The organism is Nocardioides pelophilus (assembly GCF_014180685.1).
Lineage (GTDB): Bacteria > Actinomycetota > Actinomycetes > Propionibacteriales > Nocardioidaceae > Nocardioides > Nocardioides pelophilus.
The window spans coordinates 1-19,896 of sequence record NZ_JACEHF010000071.1 but is presented as its reverse complement, the minus strand read 5'-3'; the positions used below and the strand labels follow the sequence as shown (position 1 = coordinate 19,896).

The 19,896-nt window shown below is 72.4% G+C and carries 21 protein-coding genes; 15 read left to right on the top strand and 6 right to left on the bottom strand.

Translation table 11 applies throughout. The annotated features are described in order from the left end of the window. The 5 genes from H0488_RS12865 to hutI all read left to right on the top strand — a co-directional run. On the top strand, positions 1-597 hold a 597-nt coding region (locus H0488_RS12865; protein ID WP_183099676.1), incomplete at its 5' end, for an aromatic amino acid lyase. Next, positions 594-2,312 carry a urocanate hydratase gene (hutU, locus tag H0488_RS12860; RefSeq protein WP_183099675.1) on the top strand — a complete coding sequence of 573 codons (1,719 nt, stop codon included), beginning with the start codon at positions 594-596 and terminating at the stop codon, positions 2,310-2,312. The genes H0488_RS12865 and hutU, both read left to right, overlap by 4 nt. After that, positions 2,309-3,580, top strand: a complete 1,272-nt coding sequence (locus H0488_RS12855; RefSeq protein ID WP_183099674.1) for an allantoate amidohydrolase — start codon at positions 2,309-2,311, stop codon at positions 3,578-3,580. Before hutU ends, H0488_RS12855 begins: the two co-directional genes overlap by 4 nt. After that, positions 3,526-4,716 (top strand): formimidoylglutamate deiminase, encoded by a 1,191-nt coding sequence (locus H0488_RS12850; protein ID WP_183099679.1) that lies wholly within the window; start codon positions 3,526-3,528, stop codon positions 4,714-4,716. Before H0488_RS12855 ends, H0488_RS12850 begins: the two co-directional genes overlap by 55 nt. Further along, on the top strand, positions 4,713-5,873 hold the full coding sequence (gene hutI, locus H0488_RS12845; RefSeq protein WP_183099673.1) for an imidazolonepropionase: 1,161 nt from the start codon (positions 4,713-4,715) through the stop codon (positions 5,871-5,873). Before H0488_RS12850 ends, hutI begins: the two co-directional genes overlap by 4 nt. Here the strand turns inward: hutI and H0488_RS12840 are convergent. The 6 genes from H0488_RS12840 to H0488_RS12815 all read right to left on the bottom strand — a co-directional run bounded on the left by H0488_RS12840 (position 5,870) and on the right by H0488_RS12815 (position 12,497). Continuing rightward, positions 5,870-8,095 carry an aminotransferase class III-fold pyridoxal phosphate-dependent enzyme gene (locus H0488_RS12840; protein WP_183099672.1) on the bottom strand — a complete coding sequence of 742 codons (2,226 nt, stop codon included), beginning with the start codon at positions 8,093-8,095 and terminating at the stop codon, positions 5,870-5,872. The two genes, hutI and H0488_RS12840, sit on opposite strands and share 4 nt — an antisense overlap. 26 nt (positions 8,096-8,121) lie before the next feature. Further along, entirely contained in the window at positions 8,122-9,042 is a 921-nt protein-coding gene (locus H0488_RS12835; protein ID WP_183099671.1) for a carbon-nitrogen hydrolase family protein, read from the bottom strand. An 80-nt stretch (positions 9,043-9,122) separates the two neighbouring features. Further along, the gene (locus H0488_RS12830) at positions 9,123-9,650 is read right to left on the bottom strand and encodes a GNAT family N-acetyltransferase (RefSeq protein WP_312856321.1); all 528 of its coding nucleotides are present in this window, start codon (positions 9,648-9,650) and stop codon (positions 9,123-9,125) included. 4 nt (positions 9,651-9,654) lie between these two features. Then, a complete protein-coding gene (locus tag H0488_RS12825; RefSeq protein ID WP_183099670.1) occupies positions 9,655-10,701 on the bottom strand; it encodes a GGDEF domain-containing protein in 1,047 nt (348 codons plus the stop codon). 97 nt (positions 10,702-10,798) lie between these two features. Further along, on the bottom strand, positions 10,799-11,611 hold the full coding sequence (locus H0488_RS12820; protein ID WP_183099669.1) for a phosphatase PAP2 family protein: 813 nt from the start codon (positions 11,609-11,611) through the stop codon (positions 10,799-10,801). Further along, the gene (locus H0488_RS12815) at positions 11,604-12,497 is read right to left on the bottom strand and encodes a 2-oxo acid dehydrogenase subunit E2 (protein WP_183099668.1); all 894 of its coding nucleotides are present in this window, start codon (positions 12,495-12,497) and stop codon (positions 11,604-11,606) included. Before H0488_RS12815 ends, H0488_RS12820 begins: the two co-directional genes overlap by 8 nt. A gap of 146 nt (positions 12,498-12,643) precedes the next feature. On the opposite strand from H0488_RS12815, the gene H0488_RS12810 reads away from it, so the two are divergent. From H0488_RS12810 to H0488_RS12765, 10 genes are all read left to right on the top strand, one after another. Continuing rightward, positions 12,644-13,240, top strand: a complete 597-nt coding sequence (locus H0488_RS12810; RefSeq protein WP_183099667.1) for a DinB family protein — start codon at positions 12,644-12,646, stop codon at positions 13,238-13,240. Further along, positions 13,237-13,431, top strand: a complete 195-nt coding sequence (locus H0488_RS24125; RefSeq protein ID WP_183099666.1) for a DUF3046 domain-containing protein — start codon at positions 13,237-13,239, stop codon at positions 13,429-13,431. The genes H0488_RS12810 and H0488_RS24125 overlap by 4 nt, the downstream gene beginning before the upstream one ends. Further along, positions 13,428-14,699, top strand: a complete 1,272-nt coding sequence (locus tag H0488_RS12800; RefSeq protein WP_183099665.1) for an MFS transporter — start codon at positions 13,428-13,430, stop codon at positions 14,697-14,699. Before H0488_RS24125 ends, H0488_RS12800 begins: the two co-directional genes overlap by 4 nt. Positions 14,700-14,906: 207 nt before the next feature. Beyond that, positions 14,907-15,959: a recombinase RecA gene (recA, locus tag H0488_RS12795; protein WP_183099664.1), complete on the top strand. Its 1,053-nt coding sequence runs from the start codon at positions 14,907-14,909 to the stop codon at positions 15,957-15,959. 181 nt (positions 15,960-16,140) lie between these two features. Then, a complete protein-coding gene (locus tag H0488_RS12790; protein WP_183099663.1) occupies positions 16,141-16,704 on the top strand; it encodes a regulatory protein RecX in 564 nt (187 codons plus the stop codon). Positions 16,705-16,743: 39 nt separating this feature from the next. Further along, the gene (locus H0488_RS12785) at positions 16,744-17,250 is read left to right on the top strand and encodes a phosphoribosyltransferase (RefSeq protein WP_312856320.1); all 507 of its coding nucleotides are present in this window, start codon (positions 16,744-16,746) and stop codon (positions 17,248-17,250) included. 3 nt (positions 17,251-17,253) lie between these two features. Further along, the gene (locus H0488_RS12780) at positions 17,254-17,814 is read left to right on the top strand and encodes a GNAT family N-acetyltransferase (RefSeq protein ID WP_183099662.1); all 561 of its coding nucleotides are present in this window, start codon (positions 17,254-17,256) and stop codon (positions 17,812-17,814) included. A 5-nt stretch (positions 17,815-17,819) separates the two neighbouring features. Beyond that, positions 17,820-18,689: a polyphosphate kinase 2 family protein gene (locus tag H0488_RS12775; RefSeq protein WP_183099661.1), complete on the top strand. Its 870-nt coding sequence runs from the start codon at positions 17,820-17,822 to the stop codon at positions 18,687-18,689. Then, complete coding sequence (locus H0488_RS12770; protein WP_183099660.1) at positions 18,686-19,456, top strand: HipA family kinase; 771 nt, start codon at positions 18,686-18,688, stop codon at positions 19,454-19,456. The genes H0488_RS12775 and H0488_RS12770 overlap by 4 nt, the downstream gene beginning before the upstream one ends. Continuing rightward, positions 19,453-19,836 (top strand): DUF3037 domain-containing protein, encoded by a 384-nt coding sequence (locus tag H0488_RS12765; RefSeq protein ID WP_183099659.1) that lies wholly within the window; start codon positions 19,453-19,455, stop codon positions 19,834-19,836. Before H0488_RS12770 ends, H0488_RS12765 begins: the two co-directional genes overlap by 4 nt. Positions 19,837-19,896: the final 60 nt, after the last annotated feature.

Sequence of the window (19,896 nt, the reverse complement as noted above, 5' to 3'; positions counted from 1 at the left end):
GCCCCCCTCGACCAGCGGGGCGGCCGGCTGGAGAGCAACGGCAACTTCCACGGGGCGCCGGTCGCCTACGTGCTCGACTTCCTCGCGATCGTGGCGGCGGACGTCGCCTCGATCAGCGAGCGACGCACCGACCGGTTCCTCGACAAGGCCCGCAACCACGGCCTGCCGCCGTTCCTGGCCGACGACCCCGGTGTCGACAGCGGTCACATGATCGCGCAGTACACGCAGGCCGCGATCGTCTCGGAGCTGAAGCGCCTCGCCAACCCGGCGAGCGTCGACTCGATCCCGTCGAGCGCGATGCAGGAGGACCACGTCTCGATGGGATGGTCCGCCGCACGCAAGCTGCGTCGGGCGGTCGACGGGCTGACCCGGGTGGTCGCGATCGAGATCCTCACCGCGGCGCGGGCCCTCGACCTGCGCGCGCCGCTGACCCCCTCACCGGCCACGGGCGCCGTCGTACGACTGCTCCGCGACGCCGGGATCGCCGGTCCCGGTCCGGACCGGCACCTGTCACCCGAGATCGAGGCTGCCGTCTCGCTCGTCCACACCGGCGCGGTGCTCGACGCCGCGCAGTCCGTGATCGGAGAACTGCGATGAACGACGACAACCCTGGTCTCGAGACGCCACAAGCTCTCGTCGACGACGAACGCGCGAGCCAAAGGCCTCCTCGACCTTCGGTGCGATCGCCGCACGGCACCGAGTTCAGCGCGAAGTCCTGGCAGACCGAGGCGCCGCTGCGGATGCTCATGAACAACCTCGACCCCGAGGTCGCCGAGCGCCCCGACGACCTGGTGGTCTACGGCGGCACGGGCAAGGCGGCGCGCAGCTGGGAGGCGTACGACGCGATCCTCCGCACCCTGCGCGACCTCGAAGCCGACGAGACCCTCCTGGTGCAGAGCGGGAAGCCAGTCGGGGTGATGCGGACCCACGAGTGGGCCCCGCGGGTGCTGATCGCGAACTCCAACCTGGTGGGCGACTGGGCGAACTGGGAGGAGTTCCGGCGGCTGGAGGACCTGGGGCTGACGATGTACGGCCAGATGACGGCCGGGTCGTGGATCTACATCGGCACCCAGGGGATCCTGCAGGGCACCTTCGAGACCTTCGCCGCGGTCGCGGACAAGTCGTTCGGGGGCACGCTGGCCGGAACCATCACCCTGACCGCGGGGCTCGGCGGCATGGGCGGCGCGCAGCCGCTCGCGGTCACCATGAACGACGGCGTCGTGATCTGCATCGAGTGCGACCAGTCGCGGATCACCCGGCGCATCGAGCACCGTTACCTCGACGTCCAGGCCCGCTCCCTCGACCACGCGCTGGAGCTCGCGGTCGAGGCGCGCGACGCCCGGCGTCCGCTCTCGATCGGCGTGCTCGGCAACGCGGCCGAGCTGGTGCCGGCGCTGCTCGAGCAGGGCGCGCCGATCGACATCGTCACCGACCAGACCTCGGCGCACGACCCGCTGTTCTACCTGCCGGTCGGCGTGCCGTTCGAGGAGTGGCAGGCGCAGCGCGAGACCGACCCGGCCGGCTTCACAAAGGCGGCGCAGGCGTCGATGGCCGCCCACGTCCGGGCGATGGTGGAGTTCCAGGACCGGGGCGCCGAGGTGTTCGACTACGGCAACTCGATCCGCGACGAGGCGCGCAAGGGCGGCTACGACCGGGCGTTCGAGTTCCCGGGCTTCGTGCCGGCCTACATCCGGCCGCTCTTCTGCGAGGGCAAGGGCCCGTTCCGCTGGGCGGCCCTGTCCGGCGACCCGGCCGACATCGCCGCCACCGACCGCGCGATCCTCGAGCTGTTCCCCGACGACGAGAAGCTGCGCAAGTGGATCACGATGGCGGGGGAGCGGGTGCAGTTCCAGGGGCTGCCGGCGCGGATCTGCTGGCTCGGCTACGGCGAGCGCCACCTCGCCGGGCTCAAGTTCAACGAGATGGTCGCCTCGGGCGAGCTCAAGGCGCCGATCGTCATCGGCCGCGACCACCTCGACTGCGGCTCGGTGGCGTCGCCGTACCGCGAGACGGAGAGCATGCTCGACGGCTCCGACGCGATCGCCGACTGGCCGCTGCTCAACGCGCTGGTCAACACCGCGTCGGGTGCCACCTGGGTGTCGATCCACCACGGCGGCGGGGTCGGCATGGGACGCTCGATCCATGCCGGCCAGGTGTGCGTCGCCGACGGCACCGACCTCGCGGCGCAGAAGATCGAGCGGGTGCTCACGAACGATCCCGGCATGGGCGTGATCCGGCACGTCGACGCCGGCTACGAGCGCGCGGCCGAGATCGCCGACGAGCGCGGCGTCGTCGTACCCATGAAGCGATGACCTTCGAGTCCCTCTGGCGCGACCTGGCGCCGATCGGCCGCTCGGCCTCCTCGGGCGGCTACTTCCGGCAGCCGTGGACGAGCGCCGAGGAGGAGCTGCGCGCCTGGTTCGCCGAGCAGGCCGTCGCCCGCCGGCTCACGCTCGAGACCGACGCGCTGGGCAACCAGGTCGCCTGGTGGCAACCGCGACCATCGTCGGTCGAGGAGGTCGCGCAGCGACCGTCACGAGACCCCGCGACCCTCGGTGCCGTGCTCACCGGCAGCCACCTCGACAGCGTCCTCGACGGCGGTGCGTATGACGGCCCGCTCGGTGTGGTCTCCGCGCTCGCCGCGATCGACCTGATGCGCGAGCGCGGGGTGGAGCCGGGCCGCCCGATCGGGGTCGGGGTGTTCCGCGAGGAGGAGGGCTCACGCTTCGGGCTGGCCTGCCTCGGGTCCCGCCTCGCCACGGACTCGGTGGCGTGGTCGGAGGTCGAGGGCCTGCGGGACCGCGANGACTCGGTGGCGTGGTCGGAGGTCGAGGGCCTGCGGGACCGCGACGGGATCGCGCTCGGCGACGTCACCGCGCCGCCGGAGACCGGCGCCGACGGCCTGCTGGCCGACGTCGGCTGCTTCGTCGAGCTGCACGTCGAGCAGGGGCGGGCGCTCGTCGACCTCGACGCGCCGGTGGGCCTGGCGAGCGGCATCTGGCCCCACGGTCGCTACCGGTTCGACTTCGTTGGCCGGGCCGACCATGCCGGCACGACCCGGATGGAGGACCGCGCCGACCCGATGCTGACGTACGCGACGACCGCCCTCGCCGCAAGCGAGCAGGCGCGTGCGCACGGGCAGCGGGCCACCTTCGGGCGGATCGACGTGCACCCGAACGGCACCAACGCCGTACCTTCTCGCGTCACGGCCTGGCTCGACGCGCGCGCCGACTCCGGTGCGAACCTCGAGGCCCTCGTCGCCGCGGTCGAGCAGCACGCCTCCGCGCGGGCCGCCCACGACGGCACCACGCTGGAGGTGACGGCGGAGTCTGTCTCGGCCGCGGTCGAGTTCAGCGCCGACCTGACCGCGCGGATCGCCGCCACCCGCGACTGGCCGGTCCTGCCGACCCAGGCCGGCCACGACGCCGGCATCCTCGCCGCGGCGGGCCATCCGTCGGCGATGCTGTTCGTCCGCAACCCGACCGGCGTCTCGCACTCGCCCGACGAGCTTGCCGAGACGGCCGACTGCCTGGCCGGGGTCGAGGCGCTGGCCGACGCGCTGACGGGGCTCGTGTCGTGACCCCCCTGACGATCCCCGCGATGGCCAACGCGCACTCGCACGCCTTCCACCGGGCGTTGCGCGGGCGCACCCAGCACGGCACGGGCAGCTTCTGGACCTGGCGCGAGCAGATGTACGACCTCGCCGAGCGGCTCACGCCGGACCTCTACTTCGACCTCGCCCGAGCCGTCTACGCCGAGATGCTGGCCGGGGGGATCGGCGCGGTGGGCGAGTTCCACTACGTCCACCACCAGGCCGACGGGACGCCGTACGACGATCCGAACGAGATGGGCCGCGCCCTGCTGGCAGCGGCCGACGACGTCGGCATCCGGATCCGGCTCCTCGACACCTGCTACCTCACCGCCGGGATCGGCCAGCCGGCCGAAGGCGTGCAACGGCGGTTCAGCGACGGCTCCGCCGACGCGTGGGTGGAGCGGGTGGCGGCGTTCGACGACGACCGGGTCGGCGCGGCCATCCACAGCGTGCGAGCGGTGCCCCGCGACCAGATGAGCACCGTCGCCGGCTGGGCCGCCGGGCGCCCGCTGCACGTCCACCTCTCCGAGCAGCCCGCCGAGAACGACGCCTGCCGGGCCGCCTACGGGCTCAGCCCGACCGAGGTGCTCGCCGAGGCCGGCGTCCTCGGTCCCCGCACCACGCTCGTGCACGCGACCCACGTGACCGACTCCGACGTCCGCACGATCGGCGACGCCGGCTGCTTCGTCTGCCTCTGCCCGACGACGGAGCGCGACCTCGCCGACGGCCTCGGCCGGGGAGCGGACCTGCGGGCCGCCGGCGCCCGGGTCGCGCTCGGCTCCGACAGCCACGCGGTCGTCGACCTGTTCGAGGAGATGCGCGGCGTCGAGATGCACGACCGGCTGCGCACCGGCGTGCGCGGGCACTGGTCGGCGCAGGCGCTGCTCGACTGCGCGACGGTGCACGGTCAGGCAGCGCTCGGGCTCGACCCGGCCGGGGTCGTCACGATCGATCCGGCCAGCCCGCGGACCGCCGGCACCGGTGCCGACGAGCACGCCGCGGTCTTCGCCGCGACCGCCGCCGACGTGACCGAGGTGGTGGTCGACGGGCGCCGGGTCTTCGACGGCGACCATGCGCGCGTCGGCCGCGACCTGGACGCCGCGATCGAGAAGGTGTGGGCATGAGCGTCCTGATCACCAACATCGGCGAGCTGGTCACCAACGACCCGGAGGCCGACGACCTGCTCGGCGTCCGGTCCGACGCCGCGTTGGTGATCGACGACGGGCGGGTCGCCTGGGTCGGCGCTCCGGCCGACGCGCCCGCAGCCGACGAGGTGGTCGACGCCGACGGGCGAGCGGTGCTGCCCGGGTTCGTCGACAGCCACAGCCACCTGGTGTTCGCCGGGGACCGGGCCGAGGAGTTCCGGGCGCGGATGGCGGGGGAGCGCTACGCCGCCGGCGGGATCCGGACGACGGTCGCCGCCACCCGTGCCGCCACCGACGCCGAGCTGGCCGACGGGGTCGGGCGGCTGGTCGCCGAGATGCGGCGCCAGGGGACGACGTCGGTCGAGATCAAGTCCGGCTACGGGCTGACCGTGGCCGACGAGGCGCGGTCGCTGGCCGTCGCCGCGCGGTTCACCGACGACACCACCTTCCTGGGCGCGCACGTCGTGCCGCCGGAGTACGACGGCGACCCGACCGGCTATGTCGAGCTGGTCACCGGCCCGATGCTGGCCGCCGCCGCACCGCACGCGCGGTGGATCGACGTCTTCTGCGAGACCGGCGCCTTCGACGAGGACCAGGCGCGCGCGGTGCTGGCAGCCGGCGCGGCCGTCGGGCTGCGGGGCCGGCTGCACGCCAACCAGCTCGGACCGGGACCCGGCGTCCAGCTCGCCGCCGAGCTCGGGCTGACCGCGGTCGACCACTGCACCTACCTCACCGACCAGGACGTGCACGCGCTGCGCGAGAGCGGCACCGTCGCGACCCTGCTGCCGGGCGTCGAGTTCTCGACCCGCCAGCCGTACCCCGATGCCCGCGGGCTGCTCGACGCGGGCGTCCGCGTCGCGCTCGCCAGCGACTGCAACCCCGGCTCGTCCTACACGAGCTCGATCCCGTTCTGCATCGCGTTGGCGGTGCGCGAGATGGGCATGACGCCGGCCGAGGCGGTGCATGCCGCGACCGCGGGCGGTGCGGCCGCGCTCGGGCGCGCGGACGTCGGGGCGCTGGTGCAGGGCAGGCGCGCGGACGTCGTACTCCTCGAGGCGCCGAGCCACCTGCACCTGGCCTACCGGCCCGGTGTCCCGCTGGTCCGGCAGGTCTGGGTGGCGGGCGAGCCCCTCTAGGTGTCGGCCAGCGCCGTCGCCAGCTGGTCGACGTGCTCGTCAGTGAAGACCAGCGGGGGTCGGATCTTCAGCGTGGCGCGGTCGCGGCCGGTGCGGCCGATGAGCACCCCGCGGTCCCGCAGGCCCTCCACGATCCGGCTGGCCCGGTCGGCGTCGGGCCGCCCGGTCGCAGGGTCGACGACGTCCACCGCGAGCGCCAGCCCCCACCCGCGCACGGCCGACAGCTCCGGGCGGCCGGTCGCGACCGCGCGCAGGGCGGCGAGCAGGTGCGCGCCCACGGCGGCGGCGTGGCCGACGAGACCCTCCTGCTCGATGGTGCGCAGCACCGCGAGCGCAGCGGCACAGGCGGCGGTGCTGCCGCCGAACGTGCTGAAGTAGTCGGTGTCCTGCACGAACGGGTCCACCAGCTCGGCCTGGCCGATCACCGCGGCCACGGGGTAGCCGTTTCCCATCGGCTTGCCCAGCGTGACGAGGTCTGCCGGCACCTTGCCTGCAACGAAGCTCCACAGGTGCTCCCCGGTGCGGCCGTGGCCCGCCTGCACCTCGTCGGCGACGTACAGGCCGCCGGCGTCGTGGACGGCGGCGGCTGCTGCTCGCGTCCACTCGTGGGCCGGCCCGAGCACCCCGTCGCTGGTGAAGACCCCGTCGACGAACAGCGCGGCCACTCCGTGCCCGGACGCCGTCAGGTCACGCACCGCGCCGTCGAAACCTGACGGCCCGGGTGGCGGCGGCACCAACCTGATGTGGTCCGGCGGGTCCGCGCCGCGCCAGCTCTCGGGGGAGAAGGCGTAGGTGGCCTCGGTGACGCCGTGGTAGGCCCACTCGGTGGCGATGCCGCCCGAGTGGCCGGTCGCGTGGCGCGCGATCCGCCAGGCCAGGTCGTTGGCCTCGCTCCCGGAGTTGACGAGCAGCACCCGGTCGAACCGGTCCGGGAGCGTTGCGAGCAGTCGCTCCGCGAGCTCGACGGGGGCGTCCTGGAGGTAGCGGCTGTTGGTGTTGAGGGTCGCCAGCTGGGCGCTCGCCGCCGCCACCACGGCGGGGTGGGAGTGACCGAGCACGGGCACGTTGTTGTAGGCGTCGAGGTAGCGCCGGCCGTCAGCCGCGTGGAGTACGACGCCCTCGCCCCTGACGAGGTGCAGCGGCCGGTCGTAGCTCAGCTCCTGGCCGCCGAACGAACGCACCCGGGCTTCCACCAACCTCTCCGTCGCGCGGCTGGCAAGCGACGGTGTCGTGATCCGGGCGCCCAGGGAGTCGACCCCGGCGGCCAGCATCTCCTCGAGCCGGGCGAACGCCTCGTCGTCGATCGCCGGCGCCCACCCCTGCTGCTGCGTGCGCCACGCCGTGATGAGGACGCTCGCGGCGTAGCGGCCGGCCATCAGGTCGGCCACGAGAGCGATCTCCTCCTGCTCGAGCGGGGTGACCGCGTGGTAGCCGGCGACCACCTCGCCGGCCGACTCGAGGCCGTCCGCACGTCCGCTGAGCAGGTCGGCGGCTGCGACCGCCAGGTCGCAGACCAGGACGGTGTGGGTCAGGTCGCCGAAGTCGGTGATGCCGGTGACCACCAGGCGTTCGTCCACCAGCACGTTGGTCGGCGCCAGGTCGTTGTGCACCACCTGGGCGCGCATCCGGGGCAGCACCGGGACGACCCGCTGCTCGAAGCGGTCGAGCACTACCTCCAGGGCTCTGCGCCGGTCGTCGGAGACCGCGGAGAGCCAGGGCCGCAGCCGCGGCAGGTGCCGGACGTCCCACAGCAGGGGATGGGTCGCAGCCGGGTGGGCGAAGCCCCGCAGCGCCCGCCCGAGGCGGGCACTGGTGCGCCCCCACTCGCGCAGGTCCACGGCGTCGGGCTCCGGGTGCCGACCCTCGAGCCACGTCAGCACCCACGCCAGCGATCGCCGCCCGTCGCGGCCGGTCACCTCCACCCAGGAGCGCCCGTCGTGGGTGGGGACGACGCCGGGCACCGGCAGGTCGGGAGCCACCGCGCGCAGGTGCCGCAGTGCCGAGCCCTGCAGGTCGAGCACGGACTCGCGGTCGGCCGGGTTGTGCACCTTGAGCAGATGGCGTGCGGCGCCGGAGTCGAGTCGGAAGTTCCGGTCCCGCTCACCGTGCAGGGGCGTGAGGTCGCCCGTCAGCGCCCAGTGCTCCTCCACCGCGGCCAGCAGCACGTCGAGGTCGAGGTCGGGACTCGGCACCGACAGCGGGTCGTCGGGCGGCGCGGTCATGGTGGGCATTGTCCCCGGAGCCTGCGTCAGGCCGGCTCGTCGGTGTCGAAGACGACCGGGTGCTTGGCCCTCGTGTCGACGTGCAGGGTGAACACGTCGGGCCGCGCGTAGTGGCCCACCGGGTCGAACATCCGCCGCTGCTCGTGCACCTTCGCCACGTCGAGGTCGGCGTACACGATCTCCTCGCGCTCCTCGACCGGTCCCGCGATCAGCTTCCCGCCGGGAGCCACGATGGTCGTGAGGCCGCGCGACATCCAGTCGTCCTCCAGCCCGTAGAGGTCTCCGCGGAGCTCCTCGGGAACGTCGGAGCCGCGAAGCAGCGGCGCGACGCCGATCACGAACTGCCGGCCCTCCTTGGCGATGTGGCGCAGGGTGCTGACCCAGGTGTCGCTGGTGTCCCAGGTCGGGGCCAGGTAGATGTCACAGTGCTGCGCGTAGATCGCCGCTCGCGCCAGCGGCATGTAGTTCTCCCAGCACAGCAGCCCGCCGACCACGCCGAACGGCGTCCGCACGACGCCGAGCTCCGAGCCGTCGCCGGCGCCCCAGACGGTCCGCTCCCCGCCGGTCGGCATGAGCTTGCGGTGCCGTTGCGCCAGCTGTCCGTCCGGTCCGAGGTAGAGCAGCGTGTTGTACAGCGTGCCGCCGTCGATCTCGGTCACCCCGAGCACGACGTACGCCCCCGCCTCCGCCGCCGCTTCGCCGATCCGTTGCACGGTGGGGCCGGGGACGGGGACGGCGTTCTCGTAGAAGCGCGTGACGAACGCGGAGTCGCTCCAGGCGGGGGTGCGCCAGACCCAGTCCGGGTACGCCGGGACGAACGACTCCCCGAAGACGATCAGCTCGGCGCCGTGCTCACCCGCCTCCTTGATCAGGGCGCACACCTTGTCGGCGGTCGCCTCCCGGTCGAGGAACACCGGTGTTGCCTGCACGGCGGCCACGGTGACCATCTCGCCTCCAGCCTCGTCGGCCGTCTGCCGACCTGAGCCACAGTGTGGACCCGGGACGCTGCGCCGTCGAGCGGTCCGGGCTACGTGGGCTCGGCCGGCGCGGGCGTCGGCGGGACGAGGTCCCGCTGGAGGATGGCCACGTCGTGCCACGCGCCGAGCTTGAAGCCGACCCGGCGCAGCAACCCGACCCGCTCGAACCCGAACTTCGCGTGCAACGCGTTGCTCGCGTCGTTGGGCTGGCTCACCTTCGCGTAGGCGACCTGGAACCCGCGGCCGAGCAGGCGCGCGAGCAGGGCGTCGTACAACGCGGTCCCGGAGCCGCCGCCGAGCCGCTCGGGGTCGAGGTAGACGCTGACCTCGCACGACCAGCGGTACGCCGGCCGCTCGGCGAACCGGGTGCCGTAGGCGAACCCGGTCACGACCCCGTCGACCTCGGCGACCAGCCAGGCGTGGGAAGAGCCGTACGACGTGATGCGCCGCCCGACCTCCTCGGCGGAGGGCGGCTCGAGCTCGAACGTCGCGGGGGTCGCGCGGACGTAGTGGCCGTAGATCGCGGCGCACACCGCCGCGTCGTCAACGGTCGCGTCCCGGATCGTCAGCCCCTGCACGGGTTCATCCTGGCAGGGTGGAGCTCGCCCCCGCGAGCTGGTTCCGGCCGGCCTTCTTGGCCTTGTAGAGCGCCTCGTCCGCGGCGTGGTAGAGCCCGCGGAGGTCGACGGCGTGGCTGGGTGCGTGGGCCAGGCCCATGCTGATCGAGACGCGGGCGTCCTCCTCGCCGTCCAGCACGAACGCATGGGCCTGCACGGCGTCCAGCACGTCCATGGCCCGCCGGGTCGCGGTGTCGTGGCCGCACCCGGGGAGCAGGACGGCGATCTCGTCGCCGCCCAGCCGGCAGACCACGTCGCCGGAGCGGGTGTGGCTGACCAGCAGGTCCGCGAGCTGGATCAGCACCTCGTCGCCGGCGGGGTGCCCGTAGCGGTCGTTGATCGTCTTGAAGTGGTCGACGTCGATGAGGATCAGTGCGGTGCCGGCGTCGCTGTCCGCACCGCTGAGCGCCGAGCTGGCCGCCTCGTCGAGGACACGGCGGGTGACCAGGCCGGTGAGCGGGTCGACGGCCGCCATCTCCTCAAGCCGGGCGACCAGCCGGGCCTGCCGTTCGGTCGCGACGGCGAGCAGCACCGAGGTGGTCACGAGGGCAGCGGTGACGTACCCGATCTCGACCACCGCCTGGCGGGTCGGCACCTGGAGCCCGACGACGACGATCTCGCCGATCAACGATGCGGCCGTCATGACCGCGGCGCCCGGCGGCCGCAGCTGGGACGCGCCGTACAGGGCGGGGAACAGGAAGAAGATCTGGGCCGACACCGACGAGTCGTCGGTGAGCAGGTCGATGGCGGTGATCGCGGCCACCGCGAACAGCGGGCAGAACGCCCAGGCCAGGGTGTTGGCCTCGTCGAAGCGGCGCGCGATCAGGCTCAGCGCCACCACGAGGGCCCCGATGAGGACCGTCACGACCACGGCCCCACGCCCCGGACTGTGACCGGCGGGCTGGAACGGCGCGGACATGGCGGTGACGCCGACGGCGACGGCCGACAGGGTGGAGACGACGCGGCCGGCGGAGCGATGATCGCGCGGCTGCATCCATTGGAGAACGTTCATGACCTACCCGACTTAGGACTTGTGACACTGGGTCAAGAGTGGCGCGGAACCGGGCCGCGAGAGCGCAAATGACCCGGTGTCATCGGTCGGAGGGCGATTAAGGGTAGGTCGACCGACCTGTACCACCCGGAATGACCATGCGCCGGCCGGCAAGGGCCACGGATCGATGCCCGCGCCCGGGTCGAGCACCAGGTCCGGTGCCGGACAGGTACGTGCCTGCGAGCAGGCCGACGGCGGCGAGGGCGACGCCGGCGGGTATGTCGAGCACCCAGTGGTTGGCGGTCGAGACGACGGCGTAGGACATCGCGGCCGGGTGCAGGACGCAGAGCGTGCGCACGACGTACGACCGGGTCGTCCTGAAGACGACGACTCCGACCAGGATCACCCACCCGACGTGGAAACTGGGGAAGGCGCCCAGGTGGTTGGTGACGCCCGAGGGTCTGGCCACGGACAGGAACAGGCCCTCCGACACCGTGTCGGTGAACGAGGCGTCGGCGATCCAGGGCGGGGCGACCGGGTACGACGCGTACGCCGCCAGCCCTACGATCCCGGACACCAGGAGCCCGGTGCGCAACGCCCGGTACGCCTCCCGACTGCGCAGGTACAGCCAGATCGTGACCACGACCAGCGTCGGGAAGTAGCCCCAGATGTAGAACTGGGTGAAGAACCCGCTCAACCCCGGGACCGTGAGCGTCGCGTCCTGGATCGGGTGTTCCCAGTCGACCCCGAGCTGCCGCTCCAGGGCGAGCAAGCCGCGTGCGTTCGAGACCGCCGCGTCGGTCCGGTCGGCCGTGTAGGCGCGCACCGCCAGGTAGCACGCAACGGCCGCGGCGATGAAGCCCAGCTCCAGCAGCACGCCCGCGTACGCGCGCCGCTGAGTCGCAAGGGCTGCGTTCCTGCTCTCAGCCATTGCTGTGCGGCCAGCCGCTCAGGATCTCGTCGACGCTGGGGTCTTCGGCCGCCAGCAGCTGCGGGTTCGCGACGAGCCGCCGGAACACCTCGGCGGTACGGGCGAAGTAGAACCCGTCCGACGCCCGCTCGTCGAGGGTGTGGACGGCGTTCAGGCAGTCCCTGGCGACCACCCGTCCCTGGTCGTCGACCACTGCTTCCTTGTGGACGGCGCCGATCGCGACGAAGACGCTCGCGGATCCGTACTCGTAGAGGTGGTGGAACGGGGGATCGATGCCGATCGAACCGGCGTTGACCACGTAGGCGCTGGTGTACAGGGGGATGGCGTCCATCAGCAAGGCGGGGAGCACGTTGTGGTAGTCGAGGGTCGCGACGAGTCGGGCGACCCCCTCCAGGGCCGGCCGCGGCCACGACGCGAAGAAGTCGGTGAGCCGGTCGTCGTCTCCTCGCTCACTGCCGCGCTTGCCGCCCACCGCACCGTTCACCAGGTCGCGCACCTGCTCGATCGTCTCCCGGCCGGTGAAGACGATCCGCACCTCCGTCTCGGGCGCGTCGTCGCTCAGCTCCGCCTTGACGATGAAGGAGACGCTGATCTCCTTGTGCTGGTAGGTGCGGCGGCCCGCGATGAACCGATTGACGTCGGGACGCAGCCTCAGGGTGCGGGCGATGGCGGTGAGGATGACGTGGAAGAGCGTGATGCGCTGGTCCGCCGGCCGACCGGCGTTCGTCTCCTCCAGCCAGACCAGGAGACGGTCGACCTCGATCCGCTGGGGGAAGTAGACCGCCGATCCGGTCCGGGTGCGCAGGAGGTACGGCGTGATCCGCCGGAGCGCGGGGAGGTCGCGGACCTCGGTGCCGTCACGCCGCCGCCGGAACACCCTGCTCATGCTCTCGATGCTGACAGCGTCGACGGACGCGGTGAAGGGGACTTCGTCACCGAACGACGGGACCACTGGGAACCTTGGCAGGGGATCGTGGCTCGGTGGCGGGGATTCCGGCTGCGGGTGTCGGCGTCGCTTGGGAGGATGTCCATGTGAGTACCTCCGGAGAGATCGCGCCCGACACCAAGGACTGGACCTGGGTCCTCGACCGCCCGTGCCCCGAGTGCGGCCTCGACTCCGGCGCGGTCGACCGCGCCGACCTCGGCCCGCTGATCCTCGACAACGCGATCGGCTGGCAGCGGGCGCTCGCCGCCCCCCAGGCCGCCCAGCGGCCGGAGCCGGCCGTGTGGTCGCCGACCGAGTACGCCGCGCACGTCCGCGACGTCCACCGGATCTTCGCCGAGCGCGTCGGCCTGATGCTCGCCGAGGACGACCCGACCTTCGCCAACTGGGACCAGGACGAGACCGCGCTCACCGACCGCTACGACCTGCAGCAGCCGGAGCAGGCCCCCGCCGAGCTGCTGGCCGCGGCCGAGGTGGTCGCTGCGGCGTACGACGCCGTCCCCGGGGAGGCCTGGGACCGTCGCGGCACGCGCAGCAACGGCAGCGTCTTCACCGTCGAGTCGATCGGCCGCTACCACCTCCACGACGTCGTGCACCACCTGTGGGACGTGCGCTGGGTCGAGGCGGCACCGTCGGCACCGTCGGCACCGTCGGCATCGTCGGCACCGTCAGGGTCGTCGGGGTGAGGCACACCGAGTTCTGGGCGCGGCTCGACCACCACCTGGGAGTCGCCTACTCGCGCACCTGGGCCGAGCAGCAGGTGATCGGCGACCTCGGCCAGCGCACCACCCTGGAGGCGCTCGAGGCCGGCGTGCCGCCGAAGGCCGTCTGGGCCGCGGTGTGGCGCACCCTCGGGCTTCCCGCGAGCGAGCGATGACCGCGCCGGCCCCGGTCGGTGAGCGGGCGGGGCTCGACCGGTTCCAGCGCCGTACCGTCCGGGTGCTAGTGCTCACCCAGGCGGTCGGCGCGCTCGGGATCACGATCGGCATCGCCACCGCGTCGCTCCTCGCCAAGGACCTGTCCGGCTCGGAGGCGCTCTCGGGGCTGGCGCAGACCGCCCAGGTGCTGGGCGCGGCGGTCATCTCCTTCCTCCTCGCTGCCGTGATGGCGCGGCGTGGCCGTCGGGTGGGACTGGTGACCGGCTACCTCCTCGGGGCGGCCGGCGGCGGCCTCGCGGTGCTGTCCGGCGTGGTCGGGTCGATGGCGCTGCTGCTCGTCGGTGCGGTGCTGCTCGGAGCCGGCAGCTCCGCCAACAGCGCAGCCCGCTTCGCGGCCACCGACCTGGCCGATGACACCAACAGGGCGTCGTCGCTGTCCCTGGTGGTCTGGGCGACGACGATCGGCGCGGTCCTCGGACCCAACCTGACCGGACCGGCGGGCTCGTTCGCCGACGCGGTCGACATCCCCGAGCTCACCGGGCCGTTCGCGATCGGCGCCTTCGGCATGCTGGCGGCCGCGCTCGTCGCGTTCGTGATGCTCCGCCCCGACCCGCTCCTCCTTGCTCGGGAGCGCGCCGGGGCGGTCGACGTCGGCTACGTCCTGGTGGGCTCGTCGGCGTCGCGCGCCTGGCACGCCGTGCGCGAGCAGCCCGTCCTCGGGTTCGCCATCGGCGGCCTGGCGCTGGCCCACGCCACGATGATCAGCGTGATGGTGATGACGCCGCTCCACATGCAGCACGGCGGCGCCGAGCTCGACGTGATCGGTCTGGTGATCAGCGTCCACGTGCTCGGGATGTTCGCCTTCTCGCCGCTGGTCGGGATCCTCTCCGACCGGTTCGGCCGGCCGCCGGTGCTGGGTGCCGGGGGACTGGTGCTGGTCGTGGCGCTGCTGCTGTGCGCGTCGTCTCCGGAGGGGATGTCGTGGGAGGTGACCGCGGGGCTCTTCCTGCTGGGCGTGGGCTGGTCGCTGGCGATGGTGTCGGCGTCGACGATGGTCGCCGAGTTCGCGCCGTTGGAGGCCCGCACCGACGTGCAGGGCACCTCCGACCTGGTCATGGGCGTCACCGCGGCGTCCGCCGGCGCCCTGGCAGGACTGGTCGTCGACCTCGCCGGCTATCCGGCGCTCGCGCTCGTCACGCTCGCGCTGGCGTTCGGGGTGGCCGGAGCGGCGGCGCGCGCCCAGATGGCGCACCCGACGGCCGAGTAGCGACACGCCGGACCCAATCACGGGACTTCGAACAGGTGTTCGGTAGCGTCCGGATCACGACGGTGGTGCTGGCCGCCAACCGTCCACAGGTACGACGCGCGAGCGGGGATCTCCACAATCCCGATGCGGCTGATCAGGCTGTGTCGGACCCTCGCCCTAGCGTCGCAGATGTACCTGGCTCGACCACCAGACGAAGGACGTGAGGACATGGCGGATGACCGCCTCAAGGCGCTCGACACGGCGCTGCTGAACATCGAGAAGCAGTACGGCAAGGGCTCGGTCATGCGCCTCGGCGATGACACGCGGGCACCGCTCGAAGTGATCCCGACCGGCTCGATCGCGCTCGACGTGGCGCTCGGCGTCGGCGGACTCCCGCGGGGCCGGGTCGTGGAGATCTACGGCCCGGAGAGCAGCGGCAAGACGACTGTCGCGCTGCACGCGGTGGCCAGTGCCCAAGCGGCCGGCGGCATCGTCGCGTTCATCGACGCCGAGCACGCCCTCGACCCCGACTACGCCAAGGCGCTCGGTGTCGACACCGACGCGCTGCTGGTCTCCCAGCCCGACTCCGGTGAGCAGGCGCTCGAGATCGCCGACATGCTGGTCCGCTCCGGCGCGCTCGCCCTGGTCGTCATCGACTCCGTGGCGGCGCTCGTGCCCCGGGCCGAGATCGAGGGCGAGATGGGCGACAGTCACGTCGGCCTCCAGGCCCGGCTGATGAGCCAGGCGCTGCGCAAGATGACCGGTGCCCTCAACAACTCCGGCACCACCATGATCTTCATCAACCAGCTGCGCGAGAAGATCGGCGTCATGTTCGGCTCGCCCGAGACCACCACCGGTGGCCGGGCGCTGAAGTTCTACTCCTCGGTCCGTCTCGACGTGCGCCGGATCGAGACCCTCAAGGACGGCACCGACATGGTCGGCAACCGCACCCGGATCAAGGTCGTCAAGAACAAGGTGGCCCCGCCGTTCAAGCAGGCCGAGTTCGACATCATGTACGGCAAGGGCATCAGCCGCGAGGGCAGCCTGATCGACGTGGGCGTCGAGGCAGGCCTCATCCGCAAGGCCGGCGCTTGGTACACCTACGAGGGCGACCAGCTCGGCCAGGGCAAGGAGAACGCCCGCCAGTTCCTCATGGACAACCCCGACCTGGCCAACGAGCTGGAGAAGAAGATCCTCGAGAAGCTCGGCGTCGGCCCCCAGGTCGACAAGGACGAGTTCGCCAGCCTCCCCGACGAGCCCATCGGCGTGGATTCCTTCTGAGCCTTGGTTTCGAGGCTCGTCGCTAGCGCTCCTCGCACCTCAACCAGCGGCAACCACCCGCGGCAACCACCCGCGGCAACCAGCCGAGGCAACCACCCGAGGTGGTTGAGGTGCGAGGCCGCCCGCGGCCGAGCCTCGAAACCACCGGCGCACCCGGTGGAAGGGAGTGATCGTGGCCGGGATGAGCGAGCCTGACGACGAGCGTGACCTCGGGCCGGAGCCCTTCGAGACGGTCGCAGAGCGACCTCCTCAGGAACCACCGGACCACGAAGCGGTCGCGCGCAAGATCCTGCTCGACCAGCTGACCGGACAGGCCAGGAGTCGCCACGAGCTTGCCGAGCGGCTGGCCCGCCGCAACGTCCCCGACGAGGTGGCGGGTCGGCTGCTCGACCGGTTCGAGGAGGTCGGCCTGGTCGACGACGAGGCGTTCGCGCGGTCGTGGGTCGACAGCCGGCAGCGCACCCGCGGCCTGGCCCGGAGGGCGCTCGCCCAGGAGCTGCGGCGCAAGGGCGTCGCCGACGAGACGGCGCGCGACGTGTTGGCCGAGGTCGACCCGGGCGACGAGGAGCAGGCCGCGCGTGCCCTGGTCCGCAAGAAGCTGCGCGGGCTGCGGGGTGTCGACGACACGGTCGCGGCCCGGCGGCTCGCGGGCATGCTCGCCCGCAAGGGCTACTCCGCCGGTCTGGCCTACGCCGTCGTGAAGGACGAGCTCTCCGAGGCGGACCGTGAGGTGCCCGACGAATAGTCCGTGCCGTGGCGCCGGTGGCGCGGCACAATGGCGCGGGTGACGAGCGATGACGCCCCGGTCCGCGAGATCCTCACCTACGAGCTCTTCGGCACCGCCGTCCGCGAGCTCGCCCAGCAGGTGGCCGACGACGGCTACGAGCCCGACATCGTGCTCGCCATCGCGCGCGGTGGCCTGGGGCTGGCGATGGGCATGGGCTACGCCCTCGACGTGAAGAACCTCAGCGCCGTCAACGTCGAGTTCTACACCGGGATCGACGAGCGCCTCGACGTGCCGATCATGCTGCCGCCGACCCCGGCCGCGATCGACCTCACCGGGATGAAGGTGCTCATCGCCGACGACGTGGCCGACACCGGCAAGACGCTCGAGGTGGTCCGCGACTTCGTGGCCGACCACGTCGCCGAGGCCCGCACCGCGGTGATCTACGAGAAGCCCTGGACGGTCATCCACGCCGAGTACGTCTGGCGACGCACCGAGCGCTGGATCGACTTCCCGTGGTCGGCGATGCCGCCGCTGGTCGACCGCCGTGGCGGCCAGGCGCACTGATCGATGAGTGCCCCACCGGCGGACGACGTCGTGGTCGGGCTGCGCCCCATGACCAGGGGCGACCTCCCCGCCCTGCTGCGCTGGCGGCAGGCGCCGCACGTCGCCCGCTGGTTCGCCGAGAGCCAGCCGGTCACCGCCGCGTCGATCGAGCAGCAGTACGCCGCGCGCATCGACGGTGACGAACCGACCCGGATGTGGGTCGTCGAGGCCAACGGCCGCTCGGTCGGGTTCGTCCAGGACTACCGCATCCGCGACCATCCCGACTTCGCCGTGCTGACCCCCGACCCGGACGCGATCGGGCTCGACTACGTGATCGGCGAGGTCGCCTGGCTGCGTCGCGGCGTCGGCCTGGCGATGATCCGGTGCTGGTTCGACGCGGCGCGCGCGGGCTACCCCGACGCCACGACGTACTTCGCAGCGCCGGACCACCGCAACGTCGCGTCGCGCCGGCTCCTGCTCAAGGCGGGCTTCGTCGAGGGCACCTGGTTCGACGAGCGCCAGCGCGACGGGAGCACGGCGACGGTCGTCGGTCACAGCCTCGATGTGCCATCGGTGCTTGGATAGCGCTCATGAGCGCTGCCGACACCTACGCCGTGAACCTCCGGCCGCCCGCCGGCAAGGTGGACCTCGCGGGCATCGCCACCGACGCGACGCCCGCCTTCGACGGCGACAAGGAGGCAGGGGCGGCGGCCCTCGAGGCGACCGGACCGGAGCTCGCCGACCTCCAGGAGCGCCTCTTCGCCGAAGGCAGGGCCGGCGGCGGCCGCAGCCTGCTGCTCGTCCTGCAGGGCATGGACACCTCGGGGAAGGGCGGCACCCTGCGCTCGACCGTCGGTCTGGTGGACCCGCAGGGCCTCCGGATCACGTCCTTCAAGGCGCCGACCCCCGAGGAGCTCGAGCACGACTTCCTGTGGCGGATCAGGCGGGCCCTGCCGGAGCCGGGCTACGTCGGCGTGTTCGACCGGTCGCACTACGAGGACGTGCTCATCGCCCGGGTGCGCGAGCTCGCGCCGCGCGAGGAGATCGAGCGCCGCTACGACGCGATCAACGGCTTCGAGGCCGAGCTCGTCGAGAGCGGCACGACGATCGTGAAGTGCATGCTCCACATCTCGGCCGAGGAGCAGAAGGAGCGGTTGCTCGCCCGGTTGGAGGACCCGACGAAGCACTGGAAGTACAACCCGGGTGACCTCGACGAGCGGGCGCTCTGGCCGGCCTACCAGGACGCCTACGAGATCGCGATCGAGCGCACCAACACCGACGCCGTGCCCTGGCACGTGATCCCGGCGGACAAGAAGTGGTACCGCAACCTCGCGATCGCAGAGCTCCTGCTCGAGGCGCTGCAGGGCATGAGCCTGCAGTGGCCCGAGGCCGACTTCGACGTCGAGGAGGAGCGGCGCCGGCTGACCGACGCGGACCCGCTGGGCGGTGCCGACTCGTGAGCCTCGAGCAGGTCCGGGTCACTCGCTACGTCACGCCGCTCCGGGAGGGCGGCAGCCTGCCGGGAATCGTCGAGGGCGACGACTTCGGCACCTACGTCTGCAAGTTCCGCGGCGCCGGCCAGGGGCTGCGGGTGCTGGTCGCCGAGGTGATCGTCGCCGGTCTGGCGGAGCGGATCGGGCTGCGGACGCCGCGTCAGGTGGTCCTGGACCTCGCGGCGGACCTGGCGCGCTACGAGGCCGACGAGGAGGTCCAGGACCTGCTCCGCGCCAGCATCGGGCTCAACCTCGGCATCGACTTCCTGCCGGGAGCGTTCGGCTACGACGGCGACCTCGCCCCGCACGCCGAAGTCGCCGCCCGCGTGCTGTGGCTCGACGCGTTCTGCGCGAACGTCGACCGCTCCTGGCGCAACCCCAACCTGCTCCTGTGGCACGACGACCTGTGGGTGATCGACCACGGCGCCGCGCTGTACTTCCACCACGCCTGGAGCAGCGGTGTCGGCGACGCCGACCGGTTCGCGGGCCAGCCCTGGGACGCCTCCGACCACGTGCTGAGGAGCTATCGCGGCGGCCTTCCGGCCGTCGACGCCGAGATCACCGGGCGTCTCACCGAGGACGATCTGGTCGACGTCGTCGCGCAGGTGCCGGACGCGTGGCTCGAGCCGGTGCCTGGCGCAGAGACACCCGATCAGCTGCGCACGTCGTACGTCGAGTTCCTCGCCGCGCGGCTCGCGACGCGCCAGTGGCTGCCGATGGCAGGTGCGGCATGAGTGAAGCACTGCCGTACCAGTACGTCGTCCTGCGCTGCGTGCCGCGTGTCGACCGGGAGGAGTTCGTCAACGTCGGTGTCGTGCTCTACTGCCAGGCAGCCGACTTCCTGGGTGTCACCTGGCACTGCGACGCCGACCGGCTGCACGCCGTCGACCCGAGCCTCGTCGTCGATCGGGTCTGCGACGCCCTGGCCTTCGTCGACGGCGTCTGCGCCGGCGACGAGCGCGCGGGCGCGTTGGCCGACCAACCGCTGTCCCAGCGGTTCGGCTTCCTGAAGGCGCCGAAGTCGACGGTGCTCCAGCCCGGCCCGGTCCACGGCGGCCTCACCTCCGACCCCGCGCGCGAGCTCGACCACCTCTTCACCCGACTCGTCGGCTAGCCCGACCCGGCGCGAACTCAGGCCCGAAACCCGTCGACCCGTCGCCAAGTTGGCGACGGG

What these genes read in the sequence shown, in the direction of transcription:
- hutU (WP_183099675.1), top strand. Translation starts at nt 594, where the DNA reads ATGAACGACGACAACCCTGGTCTCGAGACGCCACAAGCTCTCGTCGAC.
- hutI (WP_183099673.1), top strand. Translation starts at nt 4,713, where the DNA reads ATGAGCGTCCTGATCACCAACATCGGCGAGCTGGTCACCAACGACCCG.
- H0488_RS12840 (WP_183099672.1), bottom strand. Translation starts at nt 8,095, where the DNA reads ATGACCGCGCCGCCCGACGACCCGCTGTCGGTGCCGAGTCCCGACCTC.
- H0488_RS12835 (WP_183099671.1), bottom strand. Translation starts at nt 9,042, where the DNA reads ATGGTCACCGTGGCCGCCGTGCAGGCAACACCGGTGTTCCTCGACCGG.
- H0488_RS12825 (WP_183099670.1), bottom strand. Translation starts at nt 10,701, where the DNA reads ATGAACGTTCTCCAATGGATGCAGCCGCGCGATCATCGCTCCGCCGGC.
- H0488_RS12820 (WP_183099669.1), bottom strand. Translation starts at nt 11,611, where the DNA reads ATGGCTGAGAGCAGGAACGCAGCCCTTGCGACTCAGCGGCGCGCGTAC.
- H0488_RS12815 (WP_183099668.1), bottom strand. Translation starts at nt 12,497, where the DNA reads ATGAGCAGGGTGTTCCGGCGGCGGCGTGACGGCACCGAGGTCCGCGAC.
- H0488_RS12800 (WP_183099665.1), top strand. Translation starts at nt 13,428, where the DNA reads ATGACCGCGCCGGCCCCGGTCGGTGAGCGGGCGGGGCTCGACCGGTTC.
- recA (WP_183099664.1), top strand. Translation starts at nt 14,907, where the DNA reads ATGGCGGATGACCGCCTCAAGGCGCTCGACACGGCGCTGCTGAACATC.
- H0488_RS12790 (WP_183099663.1), top strand. Translation starts at nt 16,141, where the DNA reads ATGAGCGAGCCTGACGACGAGCGTGACCTCGGGCCGGAGCCCTTCGAG.
- H0488_RS12780 (WP_183099662.1), top strand. Translation starts at nt 17,254, where the DNA reads ATGAGTGCCCCACCGGCGGACGACGTCGTGGTCGGGCTGCGCCCCATG.
- H0488_RS12775 (WP_183099661.1), top strand. Translation starts at nt 17,820, where the DNA reads ATGAGCGCTGCCGACACCTACGCCGTGAACCTCCGGCCGCCCGCCGGC.
- H0488_RS12765 (WP_183099659.1), top strand. Translation starts at nt 19,453, where the DNA reads ATGAGTGAAGCACTGCCGTACCAGTACGTCGTCCTGCGCTGCGTGCCG.